At 46.5% G+C, this 22230-nt stretch carries 14 protein-coding genes; 7 read left to right on the forward strand and 7 right to left on the reverse strand.

The genetic code is table 11. The annotated features are described in order from the left end of the window. Window positions 1-34: 34 nt before the first annotated feature. Window positions 35-910, forward strand: a complete 876-nt coding sequence (gene rhlP / locus LMJ53_RS00575; protein WP_229584306.1) for a rhombotarget lipoprotein — start codon at window positions 35-37, stop codon at window positions 908-910. A gap of 10 nt (window positions 911-920) precedes the next feature. Here the strand turns inward: rhlP and LMJ53_RS00580 are convergent, their stop codons facing one another. The 3 genes from LMJ53_RS00580 to LMJ53_RS00590 are packed head-to-tail and all read right to left on the reverse strand — an operon-like array spanning window position 921 to window position 8310. Further along, a complete protein-coding gene (locus tag LMJ53_RS00580) occupies window positions 921-4001 on the reverse strand; it encodes an efflux RND transporter permease subunit (protein ID WP_229584307.1) in 3081 nt (1026 codons plus the stop codon). After that, window positions 3998-7237, reverse strand: a complete 3240-nt coding sequence (locus LMJ53_RS00585) for an efflux RND transporter permease subunit (protein WP_229584308.1) — start codon at window positions 7235-7237, stop codon at window positions 3998-4000. Before LMJ53_RS00585 ends, LMJ53_RS00580 begins: the two co-directional genes overlap by 4 nt. Before the next feature lie 14 nt (window positions 7238-7251). Beyond that, window positions 7252-8310 carry an efflux RND transporter periplasmic adaptor subunit gene (locus tag LMJ53_RS00590; RefSeq protein WP_229584309.1) on the reverse strand — a complete coding sequence of 353 codons (1059 nt, stop codon included), beginning with the start codon at window positions 8308-8310 and terminating at the stop codon, window positions 7252-7254. 314 nt (window positions 8311-8624) lie between these two features. Between LMJ53_RS00590 and LMJ53_RS00595 the strand changes: the two genes are divergently transcribed. Both LMJ53_RS00595 and LMJ53_RS00600 read left to right on the forward strand, forming a co-directional pair. Then, on the forward strand, window positions 8625-9266 hold the full coding sequence (locus LMJ53_RS00595; protein WP_229584310.1) for a DUF4136 domain-containing protein: 642 nt from the start codon (window positions 8625-8627) through the stop codon (window positions 9264-9266). A 168-nt stretch (window positions 9267-9434) separates the two neighbouring features. Then, on the forward strand, window positions 9435-10172 hold the full coding sequence (locus LMJ53_RS00600; RefSeq protein ID WP_229584311.1) for a pseudouridine synthase: 738 nt from the start codon (window positions 9435-9437) through the stop codon (window positions 10170-10172). Here LMJ53_RS00600 and LMJ53_RS00605 read toward each other — a convergent pair. Continuing rightward, the gene (locus LMJ53_RS00605) at window positions 10128-11315 is read right to left on the reverse strand and encodes an MFS transporter (RefSeq protein WP_229584312.1); all 1188 of its coding nucleotides are present in this window, start codon (window positions 11313-11315) and stop codon (window positions 10128-10130) included. The genes LMJ53_RS00600 and LMJ53_RS00605 overlap by 45 nt on opposite strands. Window positions 11316-11773: 458 nt before the next feature. Here LMJ53_RS00605 and LMJ53_RS00610 point away from each other — a divergent pair, with 458 nt between their 5' ends. Both LMJ53_RS00610 and LMJ53_RS00615 read left to right on the forward strand, forming a co-directional pair. Continuing rightward, a complete protein-coding gene (locus LMJ53_RS00610; RefSeq protein ID WP_229584313.1) occupies window positions 11774-13330 on the forward strand; it encodes a peptide MFS transporter in 1557 nt (518 codons plus the stop codon). Between the two features lie 129 nt (window positions 13331-13459). After that, on the forward strand, window positions 13460-14041 hold the full coding sequence (locus LMJ53_RS00615) for a DUF5610 domain-containing protein (RefSeq protein WP_229584314.1): 582 nt from the start codon (window positions 13460-13462) through the stop codon (window positions 14039-14041). Between the two features lie 14 nt (window positions 14042-14055). On the opposite strand, the gene LMJ53_RS00620 is transcribed toward LMJ53_RS00615, so the two are convergent. Beyond that, window positions 14056-15351 (reverse strand): hemolysin family protein, encoded by a 1296-nt coding sequence (locus tag LMJ53_RS00620; RefSeq protein WP_229584315.1) that lies wholly within the window; start codon window positions 15349-15351, stop codon window positions 14056-14058. A 156-nt stretch (window positions 15352-15507) separates the two neighbouring features. Between LMJ53_RS00620 and LMJ53_RS00625 the strand changes: the two genes are divergently transcribed. Beyond that, window positions 15508-17574 carry a GGDEF domain-containing protein gene (locus LMJ53_RS00625; protein ID WP_229584316.1) on the forward strand — a complete coding sequence of 689 codons (2067 nt, stop codon included), beginning with the start codon at window positions 15508-15510 and terminating at the stop codon, window positions 17572-17574. A gap of 67 nt (window positions 17575-17641) precedes the next feature. On the opposite strand, the gene LMJ53_RS00630 is transcribed toward LMJ53_RS00625, so the two are convergent. Beyond that, the gene (locus LMJ53_RS00630) at window positions 17642-19513 is read right to left on the reverse strand and encodes a putative bifunctional diguanylate cyclase/phosphodiesterase (protein WP_229584317.1); all 1872 of its coding nucleotides are present in this window, start codon (window positions 19511-19513) and stop codon (window positions 17642-17644) included. Between the two features lie 166 nt (window positions 19514-19679). On the opposite strand from LMJ53_RS00630, the gene LMJ53_RS00635 reads away from it, so the two are divergent. Continuing rightward, window positions 19680-21563 (forward strand): propionyl-CoA synthetase, encoded by a 1884-nt coding sequence (locus LMJ53_RS00635; RefSeq protein ID WP_229584318.1) that lies wholly within the window; start codon window positions 19680-19682, stop codon window positions 21561-21563. A gap of 125 nt (window positions 21564-21688) precedes the next feature. Here the strand turns inward: LMJ53_RS00635 and LMJ53_RS00640 are convergent, their stop codons facing one another. Continuing rightward, complete coding sequence (locus LMJ53_RS00640) at window positions 21689-21997, reverse strand: DUF6170 family protein (protein WP_226750136.1); 309 nt, start codon at window positions 21995-21997, stop codon at window positions 21689-21691. Window positions 21998-22230 lie beyond the last annotated feature (233 nt).

Consider the following 22230-nt stretch of genomic DNA (forward strand, 5'->3'; position numbering starts at 1 on the left):
CTAAGCACATCTGTTCAACCAAAAGGACGCTATTATGGCTCTGTCAATTCGTCAAATCAGCATTAGTCTTGCCCTACTTTGCAGTTTAACCGGTTGCGCCAGCCAGCAAATGGGCAGCCGCAGTAGCGTGGTCGATTACCTATACCCTACGGAAAGTGAAGTGATGATTAGCCCAGCGACACCGGTTTTACAATTACCCATTCGCTTAGGCATAGCCTTTGTACCGGCTGATCGCAGCCATCAGCGTGGTGACAACCCTTGGGCTTGGCAAAACACCGGCGCTAACCTGCTGACTGAGTCGGCTAAGATGCAAATTCTGGATAACATTGCCGCACAATTTAGAGAACGTGAGTTTATTGGTGATATTCAAGTGATCCCCAGCGCCTATTTGCGACCGCAAGGCAGTTTTACCAATCTTGATCAGCTAAAAACCATGTTCGGTGTCGATGTCATCGCCTTAGTGTCGTTTGATCAAGCGCAGTTTAGTGATGACTCTAAAGCCGCGCTGAGTTATTGGACCTTGGTCGGTGCCTACTTAGTGTCGGGGCAGAAAAACGATACCAGCACTTTGATGGATACCGCGGTTTATGCCATCGACAGTCGCAAGTTGTTATTCCGGGCGCCAGGCGTCAGTCAAATACAAGGGCGCTCCACGCCCATTAACCTAAGTGAAGAACTACGGCTGGATAGTAGCGCTGGCTTTGCTGCAGCCAGTGAAGATATGATCAGCAATTTAGAAACAGAATTACAGCGTTTTACCGAGCGTTTAAAAGCGCGGCCAGAGGATATCCAAATTGTCAAAAGTAGCAATTATCGTGGTGGCGGTAGCTTCGGTTCAAGCTTTTTAATTATCCTATTTGGCCTGTGGCTGAGTCGGCAACGTGCTCGCCAGCCACTCAGCCAAAGTTAAAGCTTAAAGGTTAGGCTCGTTTTAATAAGCGATGTTGCCAACGCTGACTGCGCAGTAACAACTGCGCACAAGCGGCGCGTAACTTTATCAAGCCATAATAATTTAACGGTACCAGCAGCAAACTGGTTAAGGTAGAGAATAACAAGCCACCGATGATCGCTAAGGCCATCGGTGCATAGCTGGGGCCGTCACCGCCAATCGAAGTGCCGCCTAACGCCAACGGGATTAAACCTAACACCGTAGTGGATACCGTCATTAAAATCGGCCGCAGTCGCAAAGTACAAGCCTCAACAATCAAGGTTTTTAGCGGCAAATCAGGCTGCAATTGCCGATCTTGATTAATACGATCAACCAATACAATGCCGTTATTCACCACAATACCCATTAATACCAGCATGCCAATCATGCCCATTACCCCCATGCTGGTGCCGGTGAGCCAGAATGTCCAAAACACCCCAACAAAAGAAAACAATAGGCTGCTGATCACCGCATTGGGCAGTAATAACGATTCAAATAACGCCGCCATCACAATGTAAATCATCGCCAGCGCCAGCAACATATTCACCATCATCACTTGCTGCTCTTCGTTTTGCTGCACAAAGCCGCCTTGATAAGACCAACGATAACCGTCAGGCAGCTGCACCTGCTGCATTAACTGATCAATGTCTGCCCGTGCTTGTTCGTTTTTAACATCGGGTTGTAATGCTAATTGCAATGCAATACCGGTTTGCCGTTCAAAGCGGCGGATCGACTGTAATCGTGGCATCACCTTTAATTCCGCCACCTGCGACAATGAAATGCTGACACCGTTAACCACGGCTACGGGCAAGGCGGCAAGCTCGGCCGGTGATTGGCTGATGCGTTCATCGTAAATCAAACGGATCAACAGCTCACCCTGCTCACTGCTACGAAACGTGCGTAAATTGACCCCGCGTAGCGCCAAGGCAACGGCATTCGCCACCTGATCGGCCGCCAATTTTAGGCGATCCAGCTCAGTACGTTTTAAGATAATTTGAATTTCTTGTTGCCCTTTTGCCAAGTCAGAACTGACTTCGGCTAGGCTGGGTAAGCTTTGTAACAGCGGTTGGATCTCGGCGGCTAAGCTTAATAAACGCTCGGTCGAACTGCCTAATAAGTGCAGCTGCAACGCATTGTTATTATTACTAAAACTAAATGAAGGTTGCGAGCGTACCAGCGCTGGCCAGTCGGTACGAATTTGCTCTTTTAGTTGCGCCAAGGGCACGTCAAGCTCAGGTTTCAGCAGAATAATCGACATGGCATGCCCAGCACGATAATAACTATAAACCGAAGCAATCCCATACTCTGCCTGACGACTATATAAAAACGCTTCCATCGTCGACACTTCTGCCCGCACTTCTTCTAGGCTGTAATTGCCTTGCACATTGTAATTCAGGTACAAGCGGCTGTTATCCTGATCTTCATCATTGCTGCTGCCCATTTGTGAAAAGGGTAAGCCGGCACTGGCTAGCACCAACAAGGCGGCAACACTGGCGGTTTTCGGCCAATTCATCACCAGCGTCAGCACGCGATGATAATACTGCTCTAGCGCTGAAGCGGTTTGCTGTGGTTGTGCTTGCACCTTTAATTTGGTGGTTAATAGCGGGATCAAGGTTAAGGCTAACAATAAAGAAATGCCCAAACATAAACAGATGGCAATGGCGACATGCTCTAAAAAGATGGTCAGCTGCATCTTTTCACCGATAATATTCGGTAAAAACACTATCGCCGTGGTGGCGGTACCGGCTAATACCGCCAAGCCAACGCGCTTTACCCCCCGCTCGGTCGCCGCGCGAATATCGCCGCCTGCTGCACGTTCCCGAAAGATGCTTTCGGTAACCACCACCGCATTATCAACCAGCATACCTATGGCTAACATTAAGCCCATCATGCTAAGAATATTTAAGCTATAGCCCATAAAATACATGGCGCCCAGCGCAATCACGATAGCCGCAGGCACGGATAACACCACAATTAAGGTGGTGGTTAAATGCCGTAAAAATAAAAACAACACAATAAACGACAGCAAAGCGCCGATGGCACCGGCCATTAATAAATCGCGCAGCGACGTTGTCACGCTGTCGGCCAAATCATCCATCACAAATAAATTGATGCCATTAAATGCCGGGTTCGCTTCAGCCTTTGCCACCACTTGCATGGCGGCAGCGGCCACTTCCACCAGGTTAGCACCCGATTCTTTGTACACGTTCATGCCAACCGCGTAGGTTTGATTTAAATGGCGCCCTTCTTGGCGTTTAGGCAACTCAAGCTCAACGCTGGCAAGATCGCGCAGTTGCAAACCAGGCCGTACCGGCAAAGCAGCGATCTCACTTAAATCTTGATACTCACCCAGCGGTTTCACTAAGACACTTTGCTCTGGATTACGCAACTCGCCGGCACTTAACGAAAAGTTACTGCCACGCAATTGCGCCAGTAAACTACTGGCATCGACATTCAAAGCACGCAATTTGTCGGGATCAAGGCGAATAATGACTTGGCGTTTTTCGACACCGTATAATTCTACTTTCGATACCCCCGGCACGCGCTCTAACGGCCGCTTAATTTGCTGCTCAAGCAGATCATAGGCCATCGCCAAATCACGCTCAGAAGAGATACGTAATTGAAAAATCGGCATATCGCTGGTGTTAAATTGAAACAGCAACACGCGCTCGACATCGCTTGGCAGCAAATGCCGAATACTATCAAGGCGTTCGCGTACCTCTAAGCCCTTGCTACTGATGTTTTCGCTCCAACGAAACTCAAGCGATACATCACCGCTGTTTTCATTGGCAAAACTGCGCAAACGCTTAATACCACTGACCGTCGCTAACGCTTCTTCTAAAGGCCGGGTAATTAAACGCTCTACTTCAGCAGGGCTAGCGTTAGGATACGGTACGGTGACATATAATTGCGGCACATCAATGCCCGGCAGCATCTCTAGCGGCAATAACCTGCTGGCTAAACCACCGAGTAACAGAAGCGAAATAAAAAACATGCAAATGGTTACCGGCCGACGCAAGGCTAACCGAGTTAACCCTAAGGGTTTTTCTGTGGCAGATTGTTCAGTGTTCATACTTGCGCCTCCGTAACAACAGCACTTTGGCGGTTTTGCTGAAAGCTATACAGCACCGGTATAAACACCAAGGTTAATAAGGTGGCTAAACTTAACCCAAAAATTACCGTGATCGCCATCGGCGCCCGAATTTCACTGCCTTCGCCAGTGCCAAGCGCCAGTGGTAATAAACCGAGCACCGTGGTTAAAGTGGTCATCAACACGGGGCGTAAACGACTTTGCCCAGCCAATATAATGGCCTCGGTCATCGCTTGGCCTTCTGCCCGCAATTGATTGATGCGGTCAATCAGCACAATGGCGTTATTCACTACGATCCCTGCCAACATAATTAAACCAATAAACACGATCACTGATAACCGCGTATCCGTGAGCCACAAACCTAACACCGCCCCTGCTCCCGCTAGCGGCACCGTGAACAAAATGAGTAAGGGTTGCAGTAAATTCTCAAACTGCGAGGCCATCACTAAGTACACTAAAAACACAGCGAGTAACAAAGCAAACAGTAAAGAACTATAGGCCCGAGCCATTTCTTCGCTTTGCCCCATTACCTGCACCACTTGGCCTGGCGGCAACACCAGTTGCTGTAACAATGTATTGGCACGATCGGTGGCTTGCTCTAAATCACCATAGGCTAAATTGGCCGTGACAATGGCAACTCGCTGCTGGCCTACTCGAGTAATTTCGCTCGGGCCCACTTCACGGCGCACTTGCGCGACAGCACTTAACGGCAAAGGCTCGGCTGCACCAGGGTTGATGATCAGTTGCGCCAGTTGTAATTCATATTGCCGATATTGCTCGGCTAAGCGCACGCGAATATCAATTTTACGATCGTTTACCGAAAACTGCCCCGCCACTTCACCGCCGATATAGGTTGCGACACGCTTGGCCACCTGCTGTGCTGTCATGCCTAATTGCGCTAAACGCGCATGATCAAAATACAGCGTAATCTCAGGCTGGCCTGGCCGTAAGCTCGATTTAACATCCGTAAAACGCTGATCGACACTTAACAAGCCCTGCAAGCGCTCTGCCGATTCGGCTAGCTGGCTTAAATCATAACCACTAATTTCAATTTCTAACGGCGTGCTAAAACTAAACAACTGCGGCCGGTCAAAGTGCGCGTTTACCCCTGGCTGTAACGCTAAACTGCGGCGCAGCTCTTCTTGCAATAATTGCTCGTCTGCAGCACTACTCTCGTCGGTTAACACCACATGTAAACGGCCCCAATGGCTGCCGCCAATAGCGGGATCAACCGTCATTTGCGCGCCAGTACCGGCTAAACCATAGCTGCGCGCGACCACCGGATATTGCTGTAATTGCTTAGCCAGCTGCTTTAACAGTGCATCCGTTTGCTCAATTGCCGAGCCCACCGGTAATTGCACATCAACATAAAACTCACCTTGGCTAAGTTGTGGCAGTACATCCGCGCCTAAGCGCGGTAGTAAGCTAAAGCAAGCCCCTGCAGCGATAAAGGTAACGAGTAAGGTCAGCGTTTTCGCCCGCAGCGCAGCACGAAGCACCTTTAGATAGCTTTGCTCTATTACGCTTAATAACCATTGCACCAAAAGCACAGCCGGGCGACACACCCAATACAAGCCTTTGGCGATAAGATTAAAAATCAGGCTCAGCACGCTAACCAGTGATAATAGTACAAGGTATAAGCCACGACCGATTAAGCGCAGCGGCAATAATGGCCAGTGATACCAACGCGTGGGTTTTAATGACGGCAAAGCCGCGGGGGCTTGGTCATCCTCGGTAGTGACCTGTTTACGACTGCGCGCTGCCATGGTCGGAATTAACGTTAAAGCCACCACCAGTGACACTAACAAAGCAAAGGTCACGGTTAAGGCTTGATCACGAAACAGTTGCCCGGCGATACCTTCAACAAAAACCAAGGGAAAAAACACGGCAACTGTAGTTAAAGTAGAGGCAGTAATCGCCATCGCCACTTCACCGGCGCCTTTTTGCGCAGCGGCTTTCCCCGATAACCCCAGCTCTTTGTGCCGGGCAATGTTTTCTAACACCACAATGGCGTTATCGACCAGCAAGCCGACGGCCAAGGCAATACCGCCTAGGCTCATCATATTGAGCGTAATACCCTGACCGTACATCAAATTAAAGGTCGCAATGACCGAAACCGGAATAGAGACAGAAATAATCAAGGTGGCCCATGCATTTCGTAAAAACAAATACAGCACTAACATCGCCAGTAAGCCGCCGACCATACCGGCAGATTTCACATCGGAGATGGCTTGTTTAATAAATTGAGATTGATCAGATAGCACCTCCAGCTGATAGCCTGGCGGCAGCATTTTACGCAGCTCTGGCAAACGCGCTAATAACCCTTCAGCCACGCGCACCGTATTAGCATCGCCCTCTTTATAAATGGCCAGTTCAATGGCCTGACTGCCATTGATGTAACTGATACTTTGCCGATCAGCAAAAGCATCGCGCACCTGTGCCACATCTTTTAAGCGCACCTGACTGTTGCCAACCGTGGTTAAATACAGGTTTTCAATTTCTTGCAGCTCAGCAAATTGGTTAATGGTTCTGACGAGATAATCATAAGACGCGGTTTCTAACCGTCCGCCCGCTAAATTGATATTCTCGGCTTTTAAACGCTGGGTGATCACACTGATATCAAGTTGCAGCTGACTTAACTTTTGTGGATCCACCAAAATCTGAATTTCTTGGCTTAATCCCCCGTCAGGGCGCACCGCAGCGATACCGCTAAACGACTCAAGCTTGCGGCGTAAATCTTCTTCGGCAAAGGTACGAATACTGACCAGCTCTGCTGCGGTCATGTTGGCTTTAGACAACGACAGCCGCACCACCGGATCCAGGTTAGGGTTAAAACGTAGCAATAACGGCTTATCGACATCTAAGGGTAAGAAAAGTACATCCAGTTTTTCTCGCACTTCTAATAGCGCCAGATCCATGTCGGTGCCCCAATCAAACTCCAGCACCACATCAGAGCGTCCGGCTCGTGACACCGACGTGACTTTACGGGCCCCTTTGACAATGCCCAGCGCTTCTTCGACCGGCTTGCTGACCAGTTGCTCAACTTCAGCGGGGGCCGCGCCAATATAGGTAGTACGCACCGTTAAGCTAGGATAAGACAGATCAGGTAGTAAATTCACCGCTAAGCGGCCAACCGACACTAAACCAAATAATACAATTGCGAGGGTAAACATCCAGACGGTAACCGGCCGGTTGACAGCAGTATTGACCAAACTCATGATTAACGTCCTTGTTAGAATTCGCGCTCAGAAACCACTTTAACCAAGCTTTGCTCTTTAAGTGCGGCATGCCCAGCTACCACCACTTGATCGCCTACGTTTAAACCGTCTAGCACTTCGACCATATGATCTGCGGTATAGCCCAAAGACACTTGGCGACGTTGCACTCTATTGTCGGCATCTAACACCATCACACCGGCTAAATTATCTAAGGTAATAAGCGCGCGCTTAGGGATTAACAGTGCCTGCTCACGAGTATCAAATTGGATTTCAACCTGACTAAACATACCGGCTTTTAACTGCCGTGCTTGGTTATCAATAATCAACGTGGTGCGCACCGTACCTGAGCTAGCATCGACCACTGGCGCTACGCGACTGATACTGGCGGTAACACTGGGTACGCCAGCAAAGCTCAGTATGGCGGCTTGGCCACTTTTTGCTTGCAGCATTTGTTGCTCAGGTAAATGCACCACAGCCTCTAATTCACTTTCACTGACCAAATAAAACAGTGAATTTGGCGCCAATTGGTTAATCAATTGGCCGGTTTTAACAAAACGCCGCGCCACCACCGCATTAAATGGCGCGCGAATTTCAGTTTCTCGTAAATTGAGTTCAGCCAGTGCAACGCCGGCTTGCATGGCCGAGACTTGCCATTTTAGTTTTTCATACACCTCGGTGCTGACTAATTTGCGTTGATGCATTTCATGCATTCGGCTCAGCTCAGATTCTAAGCGGCCTAACTCGGCCCGCTCTTTAGCTAACAAGTGTTGTTGCCGCTCGTTTTCTAAAACCGCTAACAATTGCCCCGCTTTAACTTGATCGCCTTCTTCCACGAGCACTTGCTGCACGATACCGGTGCTTTTCGCCATCATGTCGGCTTCAGCCCGCGCGGTTAAGGTAGTGGTTGTACGATAACTGCTACTGATGGCCCCTAAACGCGAACGTGACGTTTCCACTGGGATCGCCACCTCTGCTGCGGCGGTGCTGTTCGGGCTACTTTGCGCCTTATTGCATCCTGTTAAAACTACGCTACCGAGTAACACCACCGCCACTAACGCTAATTTCGCCTGCATTTTTCCATTCCTTGCACTATAAACGTATTATAGATAATGATTGCAGCCACTATGCCAAAACTAAAATAAAAATATAATCAGTAAGTTAGCAGATAATTGTTACAATTCATGTTTTTTAACATCCTAATTAAATGGCGGAAATAACGATTAATTAGTCAATTTAACTAGCCTTGCTAAACCTTCAGCCTGATAGCAGCGTAAAACGAAGTACAGGCTGCGTTCAGCTTGGCTTGCTAAATTATTACACTGTGAGGCGTGCATAAACTGCGCTAAACTCGCTGCAATAAACTGTTTGTTTCCGGATGAGGTGTCTGATGTCTGTTGTTAACGTGCTAAAAACCAGCTTATTGCTGCTAACCACCACGCTTGTATTAGCCGGTTGCGCCAGCCCGAAACAAGCTAATATTGACTATGACCGTACGGTTAACTTTCAACAATATCAAACCTTTGCTTTTTTTAAGCCCACCGAAACGGCTGAGGCAACAGCCGAAACCAAAACAGCTGACACGGCAGAGACTGCTGCGACAGCCCCTAGCTACGATCCGCTACAAGCGCAACATTTTAAAGCCGCCATCATTCGCGAAATGACCGATTTAGGCTATCGCTACAATGAGCAAAGCCCGCAGTTGTTAGTGAATTACCAGATCAGTACAGAGAATCGGGAAGATGTTCGCAGTTCGCCTTTTAGCATTAACGCCGGTTATGGCTTTTTCGGTCGCAATAGCGCTTTGAGTTTTGGCTTTCCTATTTTTGGCGGTGTTGAAACACATCGTTACAAAGTGGGATCGATTCTAATTGATGTGATTGATGCCAGCGAGAATCGCTTAATTTGGCAAGGTATGACCGAAGGTAAATTAGCCGCAGACTCGAAGGTGCATTCGCAAGATAGCATTAGCGCAGCAGTGGCGCTGATTTATCAGCGTTACCCAACTCGGCTCAGTGCTGACAACAAATAAATGCTTGGGCCAGTGCCTCAACAGCACTGGCTTAATTCTCGAAGATTTAATCTAGTGCTGCCAAAAACGTATTACAGTGGGTTATTATACCCACCATTAATAACCAAGATGCTCAAGCCCGCTGATGTCCCTAGTTAACTGCTTTGCCAAGCGCTTTGCCCTTCGACCATGAACCCACGAATTCCTCTCACTAAAGCGATTGCTTCGCGCGGTTTTTGCTCACGCCAAGCGGCGAACCGTTTGATCAGTGCAGGCCAAGTGTTGGTGAACGGTGAGCCGGCTCGATTGCAACAACGCGTTGCTGTTGATGATGAGATCCAGATTAACGGCGAAAGCTTAGCACCTGCCCCAGCATGGCAATATTGGCTTTATCACAAGCCGGTCGGTATCGATTGTAATAATCGAGCTGCTGATCCCGCCAGTATTGCGCAGGTGCTGTCACAATTACCGGTTCGAGCCTTCGCCGTGGGCAGGCTGGATAAAGACTCGCGCGGTTTATTACTGCTGACCAATGATGGCGAACTTGCCCAGCGCTTACTGCATCCACGTTATCAGCACCATAAGCGCTATCTGGTGCGCGTGCAGCAAGCGATTACCGATGCAGACGCAATGAGCAAAGCCTTTGCTGCTGGCATAACATGGCAAGTGGGGCCGCATCAATATCAAGCAAAGCCCTGTTTGGTTAAGGTATTAACTGCACACAGCTTAGAAATTTGCCTCAGTGAAGGACAGCATCGGCAAATTCGTTATATGTGCCGAGCGCTCGGCTTTAAAGTGGTTGATTTGTGTCGGATCGCTATTGGCGATTTACCACTAGGTGATCTCGCCGAGGGCACCTATCGGCCTTTAACAGCACCCGAATTAGCACAACTTCGCGCGTTGCAAACGCCAGAGCCAACAACTTAGCGCTAAGGTTAAGCAATACATCAGCAAAGAGCCCATAATCACCCCAGGCCAAGCCGCCCACTGCCAAAATGGTTGCAGGTAAACGCCACCGCTACTGGCGCCGATATAGTAAAACACCAGATATAACGCACTGGCACTGGCTTTAGCGCGGGTAGCCTGTTGATTGACAAAACTGCTGGCGAGTGAATGGCACAAAAAGAAACCAAAGGCGCTGATAAAAAAACCCACGACCATCCCCAACAGCCCTGCAAAGAGGGTCATGATTGAGCCTAACATCATAATCAACACCCCCAGCGCCATCGCGCCTGGCAAATTAAGCCTCTGGGCAATTTTAGCGGAATAAGCCGAGCCTAAAGTGCCGGTTAAATAAGTTATAAATAACAGCCCGATAAGGCCGCTACTTAAATTAAACGGCGTGGTCGCCAGCACAAAGCTGGCGTAGGTATATTGGTTTAAAAAGACTAAAAAATTTAAGCCGCCAATCAGGTAGGTTAATAATAATAATGGCTGGCGTAAGTGATAAAGATTATCTCGTAAAGCCTGTTTTAAACGAAACGGTTGACGCAAAAAATACTGAGCGGCCGGTAAATAGCGCCAAACCGCATAACAACTGAGCGTCCCTAACAGCGTCATTGGCCAAAACACCCATTGCCAGTGCCCCAAATCCGCTAACCCACCGGCGAGCAAGCGCCCTGAGATCCCGCCTAACGAATTGGCACTGATGTAATAGCCCACCGCGCTGACTAACGCCGGCTTACTGTATTCTTCGCCCATCCAGGCAATCGCAATCGCCGGCAAGCCCCCCAAACAACAGCCTTGTATGGCCCGAAGTAACACCAAGCTACTGAAACTTTGCACCTGCGTGAGTAACAAGGTACTTACGCTCATGCCAATTAAGGTGGCTAACAGCAGCGTTTTGCGCCCCCATGCATCCGACAAAGCAGCATACACTAGCAGCGACAGGCCCAAACACAGCGTCGCCACGGTATAACTAATACTGGCTTGCAGCGGGGTTAACGCAAATTGACGGCTAATTTCCGGCAACAGCGGCTGCATTAAATGCAAATTAGCGAATACCGCCACAGCGGCTAAACAAAGTGCTGCAACACTGCGGTAATAGGCGGCAGATTTATATTCGATCACTGACCATGCTCAGTTAACTACATCCGGTTATTGTAACGGATCGCCAACCGCGAACAAACCAACTCGCTAAATAATCACAAGAAGACGCCCTCCCCCAACAAAACGTCTCTGAGTAAGGCCCGACCAGTACCGGAGTGTGGTATGACCTGTCTCTGAGTAAGGCCCAACCAGTACCAGAGTGTGGTATGACCTGTCTCTGAGTAAGGCCCGACCAGTACCGGAGTGTGGTAAGACCTGTCTCTGAGTGAGGCCCGACCAGTACCGGAGTGTGGTAAGACCTGTCTCTGAGTAAGGCCCAACCTGTACCGGAGTGTGGTTGTACCAGCTTGCGGCGGTGATCTAAGGTGCGATGAAGTAAATGCTTGTACCGAGGATGACAAAACGTTGTGATAGCGGCATAATCGAGTGCGAACTGCATAAAAGCAGACAATAATAATAATTCATTACCCGGGGACTCCATGAATTCTCACTCCACTGCGCTGGGCAACCACCACACTCAGCCACAATTTTTCGGCCATCCGGTCGGGCTTTACGTATGCTTTTTAACCGAAATGTGGGAACGCTTTTCGTTTTACGGCATGAAATATTTGCTGTTGTTATATTTAACAAAGTATCACCTATTCAGTGACGCCGGCGGCTTGGATGTATTAGGTAGCTATGCCGGTTTAGTGTATGCCATGCCTGTGATCGGCGGCATGCTTGCCGACCGCTATTTAGGGATGCGCAAAGCCGTTACCTTCGGTGCCATTTTGCTGTGTTTAGGCCACTTAGGCCTTGCCTACGAAGGCTTTCAAGCCTATGTCGAAAACGGTGTGGTGGTACAAGATACCGGCGCGATTCAAGTGTTCTACTTTTCGTTAGCCTTAATCATTATGGGTGTGGGTTTTTTAAAGCCAAACATTTCCACTATCGTCGGCCAATTGTACGGTAAAGATGATGCCCGCCGCGATTCTGGCTTCACCATCTTTTACATGGGTATTAATACCGGTTCATTTATTGCCACCTTATTGGTTACCTATATCGGTGAAAAATTCGGTTGGGGCTGGGGTTTTGGTTTAGCCGGTATCGGTATGGTATTAGGCTTAATTGTGTTCTTAGCCGGCCAAAAATACCTGTATGGTTATGCCGAGCCCAATGATCCCGTGCGCTTAAAACAAAAGGTCTTTGCCTTTGTTGATCGTGAATGGCTGATTTACCTAGCAACCATCCCTGCCCTGTTTGTTGTATGGCAATTGGTACAATACAACCCTATCGTTCACTCTGCGTTATTAGGTTTATCGTTCATCGTGTTAGCCGGCGTGATCTGGTTTATGGTAACGCAATGCAATAAAGAAGAACGTGATCGCATGTTGGTGCTGATCATCTTAACCTTCTCTACGGTGGTGTTTTGGGCCTTGTTTGAACAATCGGCTTCATCCATGACCTTGTTTGCTGATCGAGTGATGGATCGAACAGTGTTCGGTTTTGAAACTACGGCTGGTCAATATGGTGCGTTAAACCCATTATTTATTATTACTCTAGCGCCTATTTTTGCCTGGCTGTGGGTGGCACTTAGCAAGCGTAAACTTGAACCTAGCACCCCAGTTAAATTTGCACTGGGTATTATGCAAGCGGGTTTAGGCTTTGGTGCCTTAGTGATTGGTGCACAATTTCCGAATGAAGCTGGCTTAGTCAGCGCCGGTTGGATGGTGCTAGCGTATATGCTGCATACCATGGGCGAATTGTGTTTATCCCCAGTTGGTTTATCCGCTGTAACCAAATTAGCTGTACACAAAGTGGTAGGTGTGATGATGGGCGCGTGGTTCTTGGCCACCGCATACTCAGAATTACTGGCAACGCAATTAGCTAAACTGGCCGCCATTGAAACGCCAAGCGGTGAAGTCGCCGATGTTGGCGCTGCCTTAGCAGCCTACACTGAGCTATTTACCTTCTTATGTTACTTTGGTATCGCTGCAGGTATTTTTATGTTGGTTATCAGCCCGCTACTGAAAAAACGTATGCATGGCATCCAATAATCTTTAACACATTGTTACCCTCAAACACCTCGGTCTGCTGGCCGGGGTGTTTTTTTATGGGTTTACGGCTAAAGTTATTGCTGTAGCGGCCGCTACAACGTTAATTGAAAATGGATCTAGGGATCACTTATGAGCAGCATTAAAACCGACAGCATGGTAAGTCCGCTACGTAGCAATGCTAATAACGCTGCAGTGATACCAGAGAAGCAAAGCAAACAACAACAAAATGCCGCTATTTTAGCGGCCAGTGAAAAAGTGGCGTTGCAAAGTAACAACAACACCCTCAGCCTGCTTTATAAAACTGCGCTGGAAGGCATTAACGAAGCCTTAGAGCCAACCTTAGGTAAAAACGCTAGCAAAAAAATCTATGAGTCTGGCATTGATACCTCGCCCGAGGCCACCGCCGAGCGCATTGTCAGCTTTGCCACCAGTTTGTTTAACATTTACAAACAACAAAAACCGTCTGAAGACAGCTTAAAGCAATTAGATGATTTTATGGGAACCATCGGCAAAGGCATTGAGCAAGGTTTTAGCGATGCAAAAGCTATCTTAACCGGGTTAAAAGTGTTTGAAGGTGATGTCGAAAAAGGTGTCGCTAGCACCTACGACATGGTGATGAAAGGCTTACAAAACTTTCGTGAAAAACTGATGGCAAGCTATGAGCAACAAGCCGAAACGGCTAAAAGTGAGCCGGCGACAAAAAGCCCATAATCAGCATGAAGTGCTTACTCCGCAATAGGCTCGATACGAGTGACCAATAATTGGTCAATTTTGTAGCTGTCGATATCAACCACTTCAAATTTATAGCCGGCGTGCAGCACAAAATCGGTGCGTTTCGGAATTTTCTTCAGGGTATACATCATAAAACCCGCAATGGTTTCGTAGTTTTCGGCATTCGGAAAACGCGGTATATCCAGTACCCGCATCACATCCGCTAGTGGCGTTAAGCCTTCAACTAACCATGAATTACTATCACGTGCGACAATCTGCTCTTCTTCTGAATTAACCAACTCGCCCATCACAATACTCATCACGTCTTTTAAGGTGATAATGCCCACCACCATCGCGTACTCGTTTAGGATAATGGCAAAGTCGATACCCGCCGATTTAAAGTGCTCTAACACCTCATACAGCGACAAGGTATCCGGGATAATTAATGGTGTGCGCACAATGCCGTCTTTTTGCAAAGAAATAGGCTGATCGTGTAATACCTGCATTAAGATGTCGCGCGTATCGACATAACCAATCACTTGATCTAACACACCCGCGCACACCAAGAACTTAGCATGTGGATGCTCAGCAATTTTGGCTTTAATACTCTCTTGCGCTTCGTCTTTGGTGAAAAAGATTAAGCTTTCGCGCGCGGTCATCGCCGAGGTTACGGTGCGCGATTCCATATCAAACACATTTTCTAATAACTGATGCTCATGCTCTTGCAACACGCCGGCCTGCGCGCCGGCATCCATCATCGCCATAATGTCATCGGGCGTAATATCATCTTTTCGCAGTGTCGGTATTTTAAGCATACTAAAACACCAATTGGCTAAACCGTTAAACAACCACACTAAGGGTTTAAGCAACATAATGAGTAATAGCATGGGAGCGACAATACGCAGCGCAATTTGCTCAGGGGCAATCATGGCTAAGCGCTTTGGCATTAAGTCGGCGAACAAGATAAATAATGACGTGACAAAAAACACGGACAAAGCAAAGGCCGCAGGTTGTACCCAAGTTTCGCTGCTAAACAAACCGAGCATATTGGCAAAATAAGGTGTAAAAGCCGACTCACCTAAAATACCGCCGAGTATCGCCACGGCATTAAGGCCAATTTGCACCACCGTAAAAAAGTTTCCTGGGTGATCTTGCAGCGCTAAAATTTTCTCAGCGCGAACATCTCCCTCGGTCGCCAATAAACGTAACCGCATTTTGCGTGACGCCGCTAAAGAAATTTCAGAAACAGAAAAAAAGGCGCTGGTGGCAACTAAAAAAAACATCATCAGCAGGTATTCAAAGGTGGTCATAATGTATCCGTTAACAAAAGCCTAAATTAGGCATCGGCAAGATTCCGATAGCGCTATTATAACTGATCATTAAGTAATTTTTTCAATAAAGTAGACTTCTGACACAAACTTGGTTAAAACTAATACTATGAATTCACTTTATTACGACTCAATGACATGCAAAGCCAAGTAGTTGTTTGGATTACCTTGTTAATCACTGGTTGGTTATGTCTTACTATTCCGCATGCCTATGCCAACGCTCCGGCTGAAGCAGTTGAAGCATCTGAGAAACCCCATAAATATCAAGATATTGCGCTAGAAAAGCAACTAGACCACTATTTAACGCTTCAAGTCAGCGATGCAGCCGCTGCCAAAGTGTTGTTAGAACAATTAGTAAAGTCATTAGATGAAAACACGCCAATAGAGTCTAAAGTACGAACCTTGTCTTATTACGTTGCATATTATATGCACAAAGGCGAGATCGCGCTTACCGATAGCGCTTTAGACACCCTAGAACAATTAACCACACATCCGCTAACGCCAAATGCACGAGCAGAAATTTTCAGTACCCGCATTGATGTACTTACCTTTCGAAATGAACTCAATCAAGCTTATATTCATGCCGACAGCTTAATCGAAATGCTTCCTGAGCTAAGTGATACTCGAATAATTTATTGGGTAAACGCGATATTAGGTCGTTTATTCCGAGATACCCAAGAGTTTGATAAGGCATTATTTCATTACAATGCAGCGTTAGACACCTTAGATGGCAGTAATGATAATCGTGTGTTGATTAGACGAGTGTTTCTGACAAGACAAACAGCTTATGTTCATATTGATTTAAAAAACTGGGAACGTGCAAAAGCCTTACTAGAAGAATTGATCACAGAGCTAAAACATCATCAACAAGATGCATTATTGCCCGATGTTTATCTAACTCTTGGTTTTGTTTATTCCTCTTTAAAAGATTTTTCGGCAGCCGAGCAAGTTAATTTGGCCGGTTTAGCCGGGGCTCGTCAGTTTAACAAACATGCTTTACTATTAAAGTTTATGAATAACCTGGGCTCTGACTACATTGACCAAAATAAATTGGATGCGGCAAAAACCATTCTAGAGCAGGCCTTAGCAGAAGCTCAACTAACCAACGAGATAGACACCACTAATTTTATCGAATTCAATTTAGCTTATTTACAAGTACTTGCCGGTAATAGCCAGCAGGGCTTTGCCAAAATGCAAGAAATTTTTGATTACGCAAAAAAGCGCAACAACAAAGCGATCCTCGAAGAATATACACTGTCATTTACCAAAGCATATAAAGCCGTCAATGATTATAAAAATTTGGCCATCATGCTTGAGCAGTTAATGCAAATTCGCAGCGAAATTATGATCGCGGAGCGCGAGCAAAATATTCGTAACTTGCAAGATCGCTATGATTTAAAAACCCAAAACCAACGCATCACTATTTTGCAGCAGCAAAATGCCTTACAAGAAGAGTTATTAACTAACAAGCAATTACAGCAAACCATTACCCTTTTGTTTATTTTTATTATGGGTTTAGCGGCGTTGTTATTGGTTAATTTATATCGCAAAGTACAACGCTCCAATCGACGCTTAAAAGAAGTAAACAAACAACTGGAATATCAGTCTTTACGCGATCCTTTAACCGGCTTATTTAATCGTCGTGCTATGCAAGATAAAATGGCGAAACGGCATAAAAGCAGCCAACCGGATGCTTGCGCGCTCTTATTGTTAGATATCGACTTTTTCAAACAAATTAACGATAACTACGGCCATGCGGCAGGTGATGCCGTGCTGATTGATTTAAGTCGACGCTTATTGGCCTTAACTGATGAGAACGAGCTGTTGATCCGCTGGGGCGGTGAAGAGTTTTTAATTGTAATTCAGCGTTTAGAGCAAGAAGATATTGATCAACTCTGCCAACAAGTACTGCAAGTGGTCAGCGCCCTACCCGTGGTATACGAAGGCAATGAGATCCCCGTGACGATTAGCGGTGGCTTTATTCGCTTACCGTTTTCACAGGTTCCTGAGCATCAATTTAATTGGGAAAGAGTATTACAGGTTGCCGATATGGCCCTTTACTTAAGTAAGTTGAATGGCCGTAACCAAATCAACCTGATTGACGAATTGAAAGTGCCGTTTGCCGATGCAGAGCCGCATTTACAATCAGATCTTAATGGTGCGATACAAGAAGACATGATTAAACTTCACACTATCCATGGCTAAAAAATGGATAGTCAGCGTTCTCAGCCTAATACTTATTAACTCATTGATTGAATTGTTTTTTCGAAAGCTAAATCAACCCTTTACTCGCTTTTGCCAAATAATCCTCAAATACGTTTAGCGGTAATGGTTTAGAAAAATAGTAACCTTGGTAATGATAACATCCCAACTTGTACAAAATTTTTAACTGCTCCACCGTCTCTACCCCCTCAGCCATCACTTCTAATCCTAAGGTTTGGCCTAATAAAATGATCATTTTTGCAATAGCTTGATCATTTTCATCTGTGAGTAAATCGGCAACAAAACTACGGTCAACTTTCAATTGATATAAGGGCAAACGCTTTAAATAGACTAACGAAGAATACCCTGTACCAAAATCATCCAAAGAAAAACGGATCCCCTTGGCTTGCAAAATCTGCATAACACTTACAACATTTTCAAAATCTTCTACCAACACACTTTCTGTGAGTTCTAGCTTCAGCGCCGAAGCATCAATAGCAGTGTGTTTTATAATTTCGAACACTTTATCTGAAAAGTTAGCTTGTTTTAATTGCTTAGCGCTAATATTTACCGACAGTTCTAAACGTGCTGTGCTGGGCGTTTGCTGCCAAATTGCCAACTGTTTACAGGCATGAAGAAGCACGTACTCACCCATTTCCACAATAAAGCCGGTTTCTTCAGCAAAACGAATAAACGCATCTGGGCCAAGTAAGCCGCGTTCTGGATGACGCCAGCGTAACAGTACTTCTGCCCCCAACACGACGCCCGGGTGAACTAACTGTGGCTGATAAAACAATTCAAACTGTTCTTCATTTAATGCTTGCTGCAATTCCTGAGCTAAAGTTAAGCGCTGGTAAGCTTGATCCTGTAACGTGATATCAAAAAAACTCAGGCCATTACCGCCTGCTTGCTTTACTTGGTAAGTGGCCATATCGGCCTGTGTAATAAGAACATCCGTATCATGCTGCCCGCCCAAAAACAAAGTGCAACCAATACTGATGGTGTTTTTTTCTCTGAGCGACATTAAATCTTGATTAAAAAGGAGTGCGTGCTGTAAACGCGCCGCTAATTCCGTTACCGCCTGCACTGCTTTATTGCGGTCGGCAGTAAACAATTCGCTTAATACTAAGAATTCATCTGCACTAAAGCGCCCTATGGTGTCTCCCTGCGGTAATACAGCTTGCAGTGCTTGACCGATAAGTTTGAGTAGTTCATCCCCTTTACTAAAACCTAGGCTATCATTAAGCGTTTTAAAATCATCTACATCAATAAAGAGTAAAGCCACATAAAACAAATTACGATTACTTTGCAATTGGGCTTGATGGATCCGATCTAACATTAACTGCCGATTTGCCAAACCGGTTACCGTATCGTAAAACGCTAAACTTTCCGCTTTTTCCTCAGCCTCTTTTCGCAATAAGGCACCGCCAATATTACCCGCAATCAGACTTAACCCAGCTACTTCTGCCTCAGACCAATCCTGTAATTGTTTCACCATATCAATACCAAACATGCCGATTAAACGTGTATTGCTGCGTAACGGGATCATCAAAAGCGATTTGATGCCTTGGCTGGCTAACAATTGATATTCATTTGACGTGTGATTTAAAAAAGAAATATCTGCAATAATCGTGATTTCACCCTCTTGCCAGCTAGTGAACCAGCTACCAAACTCTGCTGAAGCTAAATTTTGTAAAAATGATTTTTGTGGTGAAACACCAAAAGCACACCATTCATGTGTGTTACTTGCAGTAACTAAGTCGATACTAAACATAAATACGTAACAACGATCGGCGCCATAAAACGTGCCTATGCGGGCTAAAGCTTTTTCAATAACCTCATTAACTTCGTTAGCTGAACACAATACAAATTCAGCGGAAATCGCCGCGACTAATTTAAAAAAAGCAACGTTATAGTCTTGTATACCAGACAATGCACTCATCCCAATTCAAACACTTTTAAAAAGTGTACGCACAAAATTATCATTGCGCTAGCTAGGCCTCTAAACGTTGTGGCGCATATAAAAAGCCTTAGCCATAAGTCTAGTTTTATTTCATTATAAATTCTGTACATTGGTAAGATAACTAAACATCCTTAAGGATACTAACATGTCTTACCTACAAGAATATCAAGCGTCTGTTGCTGATCCCGCGGCATTTTGGGCTCACAAGGCTAGCAAAATCGCTTGGTACAAAGCGCCTACCACAATTATCAGCCAGCATGATAATGTTTATCACTGGTTTGCCGATGGTGAGCTTAACACCTGTTATTTAGCACTGGATCAGCAAGTTCTTGAAGGCCGTGGCGAACAAACTGCGCTAATTTATGACTCTCCAGTAACTCAAACCAAACAACAATACACTTATAAGCAACTCCTCGAAGAAGTAGCAAAATTCGCCGGAGTATTACAAGCTCATGGCGTAACCAAAGGTGATCGTGTGGTTATCTATATGCCGATGATCCCGCAAGCGGTGATCGCCATGTTGGCTTCGGCAAGGCTAGGTGCCATTCACTCAGTGGTATTTGGTGGTTTTGCACCGCATGAGTTAGCGATCCGAATCGATGATGCTAAACCCAAAGTGGTGATCAGTGCCTCATGTGGCATCGAGATTAATCGTGTTATCAGCTACAAACCGTTACTCGACAGCGCGATTGAAAAAGCAGAATTTAAACCCGAACACTGTATCATTTTTCAGCGCCCGCAAGATCCTGCAACCCTAGTTGCAGGGCGGGATGTGGATTGGCAACAAGCCATGCTTAATGCCACAGCCGTAGACGCGGTGCCGGTGAAAAGTACTGATCCGCTTTACATCCTTTATACCTCTGGCACCACCGGCAAGCCTAAAGGCGTAGTGCGCGATAACGGCGGGCATGCGGTTGCCTTAAAATACAGCATGCAAGCCATTTACGATATTCAAGCCGGCGATGTGTTTTGGGCCGCCTCAGATGTGGGCTGGGTGGTAGGACACTCATACATTGTGTATGGCCCCTTGCTCGCAGGCGCCACCACTATTTTGTATGAAGGTAAACCGGTATTTACGCCCGATGCAGGTGCATTCTGGCGAGTATGTGCGGAATATAACGTAAAAGCCATTTTTGCTGCGCCCACCGCCTTTCGTGCTATTCGAAAAGAAGATCCCCATGCTGAACTGTTGAAACCGCATAACTTAAGCCAGTTAAAACATGTTTTTATGGCCGGTGAGCGGCTTGATCCCCCCACCTATCAATGGGCTTGCGAAGTATTAGGCAAACCCGTGATTGATCACTGGTGGCAAACAGAAACAGGCTGGGCCATTTGCGCCAATTTAGCCGGTGTGGAATTACTGCCGGCCAAGCCCGGCTCGTCAACCAAACCTGTACCTGGCTATCATGTGCAAATCTTAGATGACGCAGGACAAACTGTACCCGCCAACACACAAGGCAATATTGCGATTAAGCTGCCACTCCCTCCTGGCTGCTTAGCTACCATCTGGGGCAATCCAGAGCGTTTTAAAGCCGGTTACTTAAGTCACTTCCCAGGCTATTACAGCAGCGGCGATGGTGGCTATCTGGATGAAGACGGCTATCTGTTTGTGATGGGCCGTACGGATGATGTCATCAACGTTGCCGGGCATCGTTTATCAACAGGCGAAATGGAAGAGATTTTAGCCTCGCACCCTGCCGTAGCAGAATGTTGTGTTATCGGTTTACCTGATGAATTAAAAGGTCAGCAGCCTGTAGGTTTCGTGCTACTGAAAAACGGCATCACCGTTGATGAAACGACCTTACAAGCAGAGTTAGTCGCGTTAGTGAGACAAGAAATCGGTGCCGTTGCCAGCTTTAAAAAAGCATTAATCGTGCCACGGCTACCCAAAACACGTTCGGGTAAAATTTTACGCAAACTGTTACGGCAAATCGGTGAAGGGCAAAGCTACCAAGTTCCATCTACTATCGACGATCCTGCCAGCTTACCGGAGATCGCCAACATCATGAAACAACGCGGCATCACCTAACACCACCCCACTCCGACACTGGTCAAACCGCACTCCGGTACTGGTTTGACCACACTCAGGCACTGGTCAGACCGCACTCTGGTACTGGTTTGATCTTACTCAGAGTCTGTTAGGTTTAATGGCGACTAAGCTTGTTGTTCTGGAAACTGCTGCCGGCGAATTGTGGCAAACTGTGAGCGGCATAAATAAAAAGTGATAGGCCGTGTGATCAACGGATAAACCACCACCAATAACAAAATGTAACCTGGAATGGCTAAACCTTCAGCGCGAGCAATTAAAATAAATAACGTTGAAAGAATAATTAACTTAATAATATTCAACGTTATCTTGGTGGGTGCGGCAAGCCTATCAGCCGCAGTACGAATCACTTCCATGCGCTGTGAAAAATTCAAGCCAGCAAGCTCGGGGATACTCTGACTGTTAAAATAAATCATCTACTACCGCCCTCATTACCAAAACTAAGCATAAACATTTTATCAATTGTGCTATACGACAAAAAGCACAAGCAAGACCACTAACACCTAGAACAAAACTGCTCTGACCACACTCCGGTACTGGTGCGACCTCACTCAGAGACAGGTCCTACCACACTCCGGTACTGGTACGACCTCACTCAGAGACAGGTCCTACCACACTCAGAGACAGGTAGGATATGTCTTAGAGTGTG

The organism is Rheinheimera sp. UJ51 (genome assembly GCF_020819615.1).
Classification (GTDB): Bacteria; Pseudomonadota; Gammaproteobacteria; order Enterobacterales; family Alteromonadaceae; genus Alishewanella; species Alishewanella maricola.

Coding starts and splice junctions, on each gene's coding strand:
- LMJ53_RS00595 (WP_229584310.1), top strand. CDS start 8,625: ATGTCTGTTGTTAACGTGCTAAAAACCAGCTTATTGCTGCTAACCACC.
- LMJ53_RS00580 (WP_229584307.1), bottom strand. CDS start 4,001: ATGAACACTGAACAATCTGCCACAGAAAAACCCTTAGGGTTAACTCGG.
- rhlP (WP_229584306.1), top strand. CDS start 35: ATGGCTCTGTCAATTCGTCAAATCAGCATTAGTCTTGCCCTACTTTGC.
- LMJ53_RS00630 (WP_229584317.1), bottom strand. CDS start 19,513: ATGAGTGCATTGTCTGGTATACAAGACTATAACGTTGCTTTTTTTAAA.
- LMJ53_RS00585 (WP_229584308.1), bottom strand. CDS start 7,237: ATGAGTTTGGTCAATACTGCTGTCAACCGGCCGGTTACCGTCTGGATG.
- LMJ53_RS00640 (WP_226750136.1), bottom strand. CDS start 21,997: ATGATTTATTTTAACAGTCAGAGTATCCCCGAGCTTGCTGGCTTGAAT.
- LMJ53_RS00590 (WP_229584309.1), bottom strand. CDS start 8,310: ATGCAGGCGAAATTAGCGTTAGTGGCGGTGGTGTTACTCGGTAGCGTA.
- LMJ53_RS00600 (WP_229584311.1), top strand. CDS start 9,435: ATGAACCCACGAATTCCTCTCACTAAAGCGATTGCTTCGCGCGGTTTT.
- LMJ53_RS00625 (WP_229584316.1), top strand. CDS start 15,508: ATGCAAAGCCAAGTAGTTGTTTGGATTACCTTGTTAATCACTGGTTGG.
- LMJ53_RS00620 (WP_229584315.1), bottom strand. CDS start 15,351: ATGACCACCTTTGAATACCTGCTGATGATGTTTTTTTTAGTTGCCACC.
- LMJ53_RS00635 (WP_229584318.1), top strand. CDS start 19,680: ATGTCTTACCTACAAGAATATCAAGCGTCTGTTGCTGATCCCGCGGCA.
- LMJ53_RS00615 (WP_229584314.1), top strand. CDS start 13,460: ATGAGCAGCATTAAAACCGACAGCATGGTAAGTCCGCTACGTAGCAAT.
- LMJ53_RS00610 (WP_229584313.1), top strand. CDS start 11,774: ATGAATTCTCACTCCACTGCGCTGGGCAACCACCACACTCAGCCACAA.